The sequence below is a fragment of the Staphylococcus sp. HMSC13A10 genome, from assembly GCF_001808005.1.
Lineage (GTDB): Bacteria > Bacillota > Bacilli > Staphylococcales > Staphylococcaceae > Staphylococcus > Staphylococcus pasteuri.
On the sequence record NZ_KV791853.1, the window covers coordinates 1 to 6,980 of the forward strand.

8 protein-coding genes are annotated in these 6,980 nt (G+C 30.4%); 6 read left to right on the forward strand and 2 right to left on the reverse strand.

All coding sequences use genetic code 11. From position 1 onward, the window contains the following. The first annotated feature begins 359 nt into the window (after positions 1 to 359). The gene (locus HMPREF3125_RS04420; protein WP_001831389.1) at positions 360 to 1,301 is read left to right on the forward strand and encodes a cation diffusion facilitator family transporter; all 942 of its coding nucleotides are present in this window, start codon (positions 360 to 362) and stop codon (positions 1,299 to 1,301) included. A 40-nt stretch (positions 1,302 to 1,341) separates the two neighbouring features. Here HMPREF3125_RS04420 and HMPREF3125_RS04425 read toward each other — a convergent pair whose 3' ends face one another. Next, a complete protein-coding gene (locus tag HMPREF3125_RS04425; protein WP_001831374.1) occupies positions 1,342 to 1,617 on the reverse strand; it encodes a glutaredoxin family protein in 276 nt (91 codons plus the stop codon). 174 nt (positions 1,618 to 1,791) lie between these two features. Here HMPREF3125_RS04425 and HMPREF3125_RS04430 point away from each other — a divergent pair, with 174 nt between their 5' ends. The 5 genes from HMPREF3125_RS04430 to HMPREF3125_RS04450 all read left to right on the forward strand — a co-directional run bounded on the left by HMPREF3125_RS04430 (position 1,792) and on the right by HMPREF3125_RS04450 (position 6,152). Then, a complete protein-coding gene (locus HMPREF3125_RS04430) occupies positions 1,792 to 2,067 on the forward strand; it encodes a metal-sensing transcriptional repressor (protein ID WP_070452184.1) in 276 nt (91 codons plus the stop codon). Positions 2,068 to 2,081: 14 nt separating this feature from the next. Then, a complete protein-coding gene (locus tag HMPREF3125_RS04435) occupies positions 2,082 to 4,469 on the forward strand; it encodes a heavy metal translocating P-type ATPase (protein ID WP_001832797.1) in 2,388 nt (795 codons plus the stop codon). A 33-nt stretch (positions 4,470 to 4,502) separates the two neighbouring features. Then, complete coding sequence (gene copZ / locus HMPREF3125_RS04440) at positions 4,503 to 4,712, forward strand: copper chaperone CopZ (protein WP_001831373.1); 210 nt, start codon at positions 4,503 to 4,505, stop codon at positions 4,710 to 4,712. Between the two features lie 63 nt (positions 4,713 to 4,775). Beyond that, entirely contained in the window at positions 4,776 to 5,432 is a 657-nt protein-coding gene (locus tag HMPREF3125_RS04445; RefSeq protein ID WP_001831384.1) for a hypothetical protein, read from the forward strand. 192 nt (positions 5,433 to 5,624) lie between these two features. Further along, positions 5,625 to 6,152 carry a GNAT family N-acetyltransferase gene (locus tag HMPREF3125_RS04450; protein WP_001831394.1) on the forward strand — a complete coding sequence of 176 codons (528 nt, stop codon included), beginning with the start codon at positions 5,625 to 5,627 and terminating at the stop codon, positions 6,150 to 6,152. Positions 6,153 to 6,419: 267 nt separating this feature from the next. On the opposite strand, the gene HMPREF3125_RS04455 is transcribed toward HMPREF3125_RS04450, so the two are convergent. Further along, on the reverse strand, positions 6,420 to 6,980 hold a 561-nt coding region (locus tag HMPREF3125_RS04455; protein ID WP_256278068.1), incomplete at its 5' end, for a type III toxin-antitoxin system ToxN/AbiQ family toxin.

The following is a 6,980-nucleotide window of genomic DNA, read 5'->3' on the forward strand; positions in this document are numbered from 1 at the left end:
ATTCACGCCTAAAGGCGTGAATACATTATTTTCTCTAAAAAGAAATTATCACTTGTTAATTATAATATAGTTAATATTTAGCAAGTGAAGTGTGGTTTATCATATGCAAAAATCCCACTACTGTCCAAAGCAAAGTAGGGTTTTTATTTAATATACAAAATACAAAGCATTTCTATATTGACAAAGGATAAAAATCATACTAACTTATGAATATATGAGCATATATTCATAAGTTAGTATGATTTTCTTCGAGTAACAAAACATTAATTGAAATTTTATATTTTTTAACTCTATAGTTATAAAAACAAAAATTCAAATTATAGAAAATATTTTTCATCATTAAAAAGAGGAGGGATTAAATGGAAAACGATCACAATCATAATCATACACATGGCGCGAACAAAAAGACTTTATTAATTAGTTTTATTATTATTACAAGTTACATGATTGTAGAAGGGTTAGGTGGTTTCTTTACTAACAGTCTTGCGTTAATTTCAGATGCTGGTCATATGTTAAGTGATTCTATTTCTTTAGGTATTGCTTTAATTGCATTTACTTTAGGAGCGAAGCAAGCTAATACAAATAAAACTTTTGGCTACAAAAGGTTTGAAATACTAGCAGCTGTACTTAATGGTATTACTTTGATGTTAATAGCTATCTATATTTTTTATGAAGCTATTGAGAGATTTAAAAACCCCCCTGAGGTAGCTTCTACAGGCATGTTAATTATCGCCTTGGTAGGCTTGTTTATTAATATTATTGTGGCTTGGATAATGCTGCGCGGGAGCGATGTAGAAGAAAACTTAAATATGCGTGGAGCATATTTGCATGTAATAAGCGACATGCTTGGATCTATAGGTGCAGTTATAGCAGCCCTTCTCATTATATTTTTTAGATGGGGGTGGGCGGATCCTTTAGCAAGTGTGATTGTAGCAATTTTAGTACTACGTAGCGGCTTTTATGTAACAAAATCAAGTCTTCATGTATTAATGGAGGGAGCACCAAGCAATATAAATACAAAAGACATTATTAAAACTATTAAAAAATTCAAAGAAGTTAAAAATATTCATGACTTTCATGTTTGGTCAGTAACTAGCGGATTAAACGCGTTATCTTGTCATATTGTTGTAGAAGATACAATGACCATTACTGAAAATGAGTTTTTACTTAAACGTATAGAACATGAACTCAATCATCAAAATATTCAACATGTCACAATACAGACTGAAACTTCTAACAATAATCATAGTGAAAAATTGTTTTGTATCGTGAAAGAAGAAGACAGTCAACATCATCATTAAATAAACAGCCATTATTTTTTAATAATGGCTGTTTATTTAATTATTCCAATATATTTAATATATCTTTTTTGTTATTTTCAAATCCCACGTAATATTTAAACAACTTTTTTTTACCCCAAAAAATTTTTTTATAAAAAACAAATAAGGGAACAATTCGGTTGCCTGATATTTTTTTCATTTCTTCTTCTAAGTCCAAATTTTGACTTACATCTTTATGACTATAACTAATCTCTTGAGAGTTTAAATACCTTTTTGATTCTTGGCAATCAGAGCATGTAGGTCTTGTGTAAAGCTCAAGTTGTATATTTTTATCCAAATATATCTCTCCTAATATAAGTTTTAGCATACATTTTATACAAGTGTACCTCTTAAAACAAACTATAAATATTAATTTTTTATATGAAACTTTTGTATTGACTTATACCTACTAGGGGTATAATATAGATTCCAACAAGAGATACCCCGTTAGGGTATATGAGGAGGGGTGAAATTGAACACTACTACTGTTAAAAACAATGACGCATTGCTCAATAGACTCAATAGATTAGAAGGACAAATGCGCGGTTTACAATCAATGATAGCAGAAGATAGATATTGTATAGATGTACTAGTACAAATAACAGCAATACAATCAGCCCTAAAACAAGTGGGTTTTATAGTAACTGAAGACCATATATCTAATTGTGTAAGTGAAGGTATTAAAAATGGCAACGGAGAAGAAAGTATCAAAGAATTGATGGTTGTATTAAAACAATTTTCAAAATAGGAGGAAAGAAATAATTGAGTGAAAATATTAAAAAAACCTCATTAGGTATCACAGGCATGACATGTGCAGCTTGCTCGAATAAAGTAGAAAAAAATCTAAATAAATTAGATGAAGTTAACGCTAATGTAAATCCTTCTACAGAGAAAGCTACAATTGAATATAACCCCAATGTTACATCATTAGAAGATATTGCAAATACAATTCAAAAAACAGGTTATGGAGTTTTAACCGAAAAAGTGGATCTCGATGTAATGGGAATGACGTGTGCAGCTTGTTCGAATAAAATCGAAAAAGTTTTAAATCGAATCTCAGGTGTAAATAAGGCTACAGTTAATTTAACCACAGAAAGTGCTACTGTAGAATACAACCCTGATATGACGTCTGTAGATGAATTTCAACAACGTATTAAAAACCTAGGGTATGAGGCACAACCTAAAAAAGAAGCATCAGAAAAAAGTTCCCAAAAAGAAAAACAATTAAAACGACAGTTAATTAAATTAGTTGTTTCAGCTGTTTTAGCAGCTCCATTGTTAATGACAATGTTCGTTCATTTATTTGGTATTCAAATACCACATATATTTATGAACCCGTGGTTCCAATTTGTATTAGCAACGCCTGTTCAATTTGTTATTGGTTGGCAATTTTATGTAGGCGCTTATAAAAACCTTCGTAATGGGTCAGCAAATATGGATGTTCTTGTCGCTTTAGGTACAAGCGCAGCCTTCTTTTATAGTATTTATGAATCGATTAAGTGGTTAATTAATACAAATTATGAGCCACACCTATATTTTGAAACAAGTGCTGTATTAATTACTTTAATTCTTTTCGGAAAGTATTTAGAAGCACGTGCTAAAACACAAACAACAAATGCGTTAAGTAAATTGTTGAATTTACAAGCTAAAGAAGCACGTATATTACGCAACGGTGAAGAGACTATGGTTCCTTTAAGTGAGGTAAAAGAAGGAGACTATTTAGTTATCAAACCAGGAGAAAAAATACCAGTAGATGGCAAAATAATTAAAGGTATGACTTCAATTGACGAGTCAATGTTGACAGGTGAATCTATTCCTGTTGAAAAAATGCAAAATGATAATGTTATAGGATCAACAATGAATAAAAATGGAGCAATTACTGTTGAAGCAACAAAAGTTGGTAAAGATACAGCTCTTGCCTCCATTGTTAAAGTTGTCGAAGAAGCGCAAGGTTCTAAAGCGCCAATACAAAGACTAGCAGATATTATTTCTGGATATTTTGTACCTATCGTTGTAGGTATCGCGATTTTCACATTTATTATATGGATTTCATTAGTTCAGCCGGGACAATTTGAACCAGCCTTAGTTGCTGCAATAGCAGTATTAGTTATCGCTTGTCCTTGTGCGTTAGGCTTAGCTACGCCTACTTCTATAATGGTGGGTACCGGAAAAGCTGCTGAAAATGGCATTCTATTTAAAGGTGGAGAACACATTGAAGGTACACACGCTATTAATACAGTTGTTTTAGATAAAACTGGCACTATAACAAATGGCACACCTGAAGTCACTGATTTTAGTGGAGATGATCAAACATTACAATTGTTAGCTAGTGCAGAAAAAGGTTCTGAACACCCACTAGCTGAAGCTATCGTAAGTTATGCTAAAGAAAAATCATTAGAATTTTTAGAAGTAGACCATTTTGAAGCTATACCAGGGCGCGGTATAAATGCAACAATTGATGGTAAAGAACTTTTTGTCGGAAATCGAAAACTAATGAGTGAAAAAGGAATCCAAACTAATGAAGCTGAAACAAATCTCGCTCAATTTGAAAAAGAAGGAAAAACTGCAATGCTTATAAGCGTAGATAACGAATTGAGAGGGGTTGTCGCTGTAGCTGATACAGTTAAAGATACTGCCCAACAAGCTATTCAAAAACTTCATGAATTAGGTATTGAAGTTGCTATGTTAACTGGTGATAACAAACGTACCGCACAAGCAATAGCAAAACAAGTTGGTATAGACACGATTATTGCAGAGGTTTTACCAGAAGAAAAAGCTTCTAAAGTAGCAGAAATTCAATCTGAAGGTAAAAAAGTAGCTATGGTTGGAGATGGTGTCAATGATGCTCCAGCACTAGTTAAAGCAGATATTGGTATTGCCATTGGTACAGGTACAGAAGTTGCAATCGAAGCTGCTGATATAACTATTTTAGGAGGAGACCTTTTATTAATTCCAAAAGCAATAAAAGCAAGTAAATCTACAATTCGTAATATTCGCCAAAATCTATTTTGGGCGTTTGGTTACAATGTTGCAGGTATCCCTATAGCAGCAATTGGTCTGCTAGCACCTTGGGTTGCGGGAGCAGCAATGGCTTTAAGTTCTGTAAGTGTTGTCACAAACGCTTTACGTCTAAAACGTATGAAATTATAAGAATCTTATATTTCTTGAAAGGAGGTGACAACATTGACTAACGAAGTTATTAATGTAGAAGGTATGAGCTGTGACCATTGCAAGCATTCAATTGAAAAAGCATTAAATGGATTAGATGGTGTAACATCTTCAGAAGTAAGCTTGGCGAATGGGAATGTGGAAGTTGAATTTGATGAAAATCAAGTAGCTTTCAACGACTTTAAAGAAGCTATTGAAGATCAAGGTTACGATGTAATTAAATAATTTAAATAGTTGGGCATATCGTTTAATGATATGCCCTTATTAAAAATTAAGGAGGATAAAAATATGAATCATAATCATGAATATCATTCAAACAAACCCGAAATTAAAGCAAATGTTGTATATAGAGATGGTAATATAGAAATTACGTTAGAAGATGAATTTAATAATGCCCCATTATTAGATACTATGCATGAAAAAGAAATGCATTTCGTTTTAGTATCTAATGACATGGAGAAATATTACCACCTACACCCTCAAAAAAAGCATGAAGGTTTATTTATAATTAACCAACAATTAGAGCCAGGAACTTACCAGGCTTTTGTTGATGTTACACCAAAAAACCATGTGTATTCCGTTCATCCTATTGAACTGCAAATTGGAGATAAAATAACCTCTACAACATCTTTAAATTCTGATAAAAATTGGGTAAAAGTTAACAAAGGAGTTCATGTAACTTTAAATTCTATAAGTGCTAAAGAAGATGAACATGTCCCTTTAACTTTCAATACAGAATTAACTCCCCAACCTTATTTAGGAGCTTTAGGACATGTGATTATATTTGATGAGCAATTAACTGATTATATTCATGTTCACCCAGAATCACCTGATTCTACAACCTTTTATGCTCATTTTCCTAAAAAAGGGATGTATAAAATTTGGGCAGAATTTAAATTTAATGATGAAGTGCATAGATTTACTTATAATATTAAAGTTGCATAAATCTATTAGCAAAAGCTTAAAAATCAGTAAATTGTAAAGAGTTATTTAGATAATACAAAACGCTTTATAAAAAATCGAAAATTTAAGATAGAAAGTTGATGAAGAAAGTATCAAAAAATTGTAGTGGTTGTTTATATTGCAACATTCACTGAATTTTTATAGTTAATAACCTATTATTTAAGGAGTAATTTATTGATTAAGTTTGAATATTTTGAGGAGAAAGATTTTGATTTATTAATAAACTGGATAAACTCTCCTGAACTTTTAGTCAAATGGGCAGGTACAGATTTTAATTATCCCCTAGATGAAGAACAATTAAAGGAATATATTAAAGACACAAATAAAGAAAATTCTAGTAAAATAATTTATAAAGTTATCATTGAAGAAAATAATTCAAAAAAAATTATAGGTCATATTGCTTTAAATAATATAGATTTTAAAAATTGTTCCGCCACGTTAAGTAAAGTTTTAGTAGGTGATCCGCAAATGCGTGGCCAAGGATTAGGCCCTAAAATAATAAAGAAATTATTGAAAAAGGCTTTTGAAGATTTGGGACTACACAGAATTGAATTAGGTGTTTTTGCCTTTAATAAATCAGCTATTAAAAGTTACAAAAAGATTGGATTTATAAAAGAAGGAGAAAAAAGAGACTTTAGAAAATTAAATGGAGAATATTATAATTTATGGCAAATGAGTATGTTAGAAAGCGAATGGTCTTGAATAATTTTAAACAAAAATAGTCCTCTTATTTTAATAAGAGGACTATTTTTGTTTATTTAGAGCGTACTCAAAAATGACATTTTGTATATAAAATTTATTTTGATTCATAAGTAATTCAGCTAATGACTTCTATTTTATTAATTTTAGCTATATATTAATATAGAAATAATAGTAAACATCTAATTAACTAAGATAGACAATTACAAAGACTTTACACTAAAATTCTTCTGAGTATGTTGAGGGGAATTATTGACAGAATTATCTTTTTTACTGTTTTAAATCTTTCACATATCTTTCCAATGCTAAATAATCTACACACATTGATTCAAAAAATGAAACTTTTTTTATCACAGCATTTTTATATACTTTTTGGGCTTTATTTACGATTCTTTGATTTTCTTGCCTAATAAAAATTAATTGGTTAGTTAATAAGTTATAATATTCTAAATCTTGCTCCTTTATGTATTGCATATCTATTTTAGAAAGATATTTATCAGGAACAGGTATCATATTTAAAAATAATAGATATCCTAATCTATTTTGAATATTATTAACCTCAAACAATTTTATTGATAGTTGATTATTTAGTTTTTTATTTTCTTTAGGGGAACTTAAGGGGACAAAATAATTAAGATCATTAATAGATAATACAACTCCTAAATAAGGACGAGTGGATTTATTTAATAATACTCTCTCATCTACATTTCTTAATTCATTAATATAATCTTCATCAACATAGTATAATTTCATAATTTCTCCTACAGTATAAAAATAAAGCGACCAAATATTTGGTCGCTTTTCAATGTCTACTTGTGGCAAGACCTCTCC